This is a genomic window from Stenotrophomonas pictorum JCM 9942, assembly GCF_001310775.1.
GTDB lineage: Bacteria > Pseudomonadota > Gammaproteobacteria > Xanthomonadales > Xanthomonadaceae > Stenotrophomonas > Stenotrophomonas pictorum.
Genome location: NZ_BAZI01000631.1, coordinates 1 through 1,047, shown reverse-complemented (window position 1 = coordinate 1,047; position 1,047 = coordinate 1). Strand labels below are relative to the sequence as shown.

The window sequence follows — 1,047 nt, the reverse complement described above, 5'->3', positions numbered from 1 at the left end:
GGGTACCCGCAGCACTGGCCATGACCACCACCGCGCGCCCGGTTTTCGCGTGCGTCCCGGCTGAGGGCGTGCGCCCCGGCGGGGGCCGGCGTAGCAGGCGCGGACCCGATCGATACGGTATGGCCGCTCAGGCGCCGTTGGCGAACAGGTCGCGGTGGAAGAAATAGATTTCCTGCGCCAGGAAGCGCCAGCTGGTGTGGAAGCTGCGAAAACGCGTGCTGGGTGTGGACGAGGCCAGCGCGTCGATGCCCAGCTCGCGCGAGAGCCGCAGCGCGCGCGCCATGTGCAGCGGATCACTAACCACGATCACCTTGTGCATGCCGTGCTCGGCCATCAGCTGCCGCGCCTCGACCAGGTTCTGGCGGGTGGTGCGCGAGCGGGTCTCGATCAGGATGTCGCGGTCGGGCACGTTCTGCCTGAGCGCATAACGCCGCGCCACCTGTGATTCGGAAAAGCGGGCACGCGCGCCGCCAAAGCCGCCGGTGAAAATCAGCTTCGGGGCGTAGCCCTGCTGATACAGGTCCAGCCCATGGCGGATGCGTTCCTCGAATACCGGCGAGGGCCGGGCGTCATACGCCGCCGCCCCCAGCACGATGATCGCGTCGGCCGGCGCGGCCTGGTCGCGATCGCCGACCCAGATGATCCAGGCCGCCACCCCCAGCAGCCACAACAGCAGCAGCACGCCCAGGCGCCACAGCCATCCGAGCAGGCCCGGCGACCGTTGCCGGGCACTCATGGACGACTCCACGGCAGGGCGTCCAGATCGACATTGCCGCCGGACAGGATCACCCCGACGTTGCGCCCGGCAAACCGTGCCGGGTCGGCCAGAATGGCGGCCAGCGCGATCGCCGAGGACGGCTCCACGGTCTGCTTGAGCACCTGCCACAGCCGGCGCATCGCCGCCACGGTAGCGTCATCGTCCACGGTGATCACGCTGGCCCGGCCATGCAGCAGGGCGAAATTGGGCGCGCCCAGCGCGCCACGCAGACCATCGCACACGGTGGCGGGAACGAAATCGGGCTGGCGCTGGCCGCTGGCCAACGATCG

At 69.7% G+C, this 1,047-nt stretch carries 2 protein-coding genes; both read right to left on the bottom strand.

Going from position 1 to position 1,047, the window contains the following annotated elements:
• Positions 1-127 precede the first annotated feature (127 nt).
• Positions 128-736 (bottom strand): YdcF family protein, encoded by a 609-nt coding sequence (locus JCM9942_RS16675; RefSeq protein ID WP_054660954.1) that lies wholly within the window; start codon positions 734-736, stop codon positions 128-130.
• Positions 733-1,047 (bottom strand): pyridoxal-phosphate dependent enzyme (locus tag JCM9942_RS16670; RefSeq protein ID WP_157723025.1); only part of this gene is annotated, 315 nt, incomplete at its 5' end. The genes JCM9942_RS16675 and JCM9942_RS16670, both read right to left, overlap by 4 nt.

Coding starts and splice junctions, on each gene's coding strand:
- JCM9942_RS16675 (WP_054660954.1), bottom strand. CDS start 736: ATGAGTGCCCGGCAACGGTCGCCGGGCCTGCTCGGATGGCTGTGGCGC.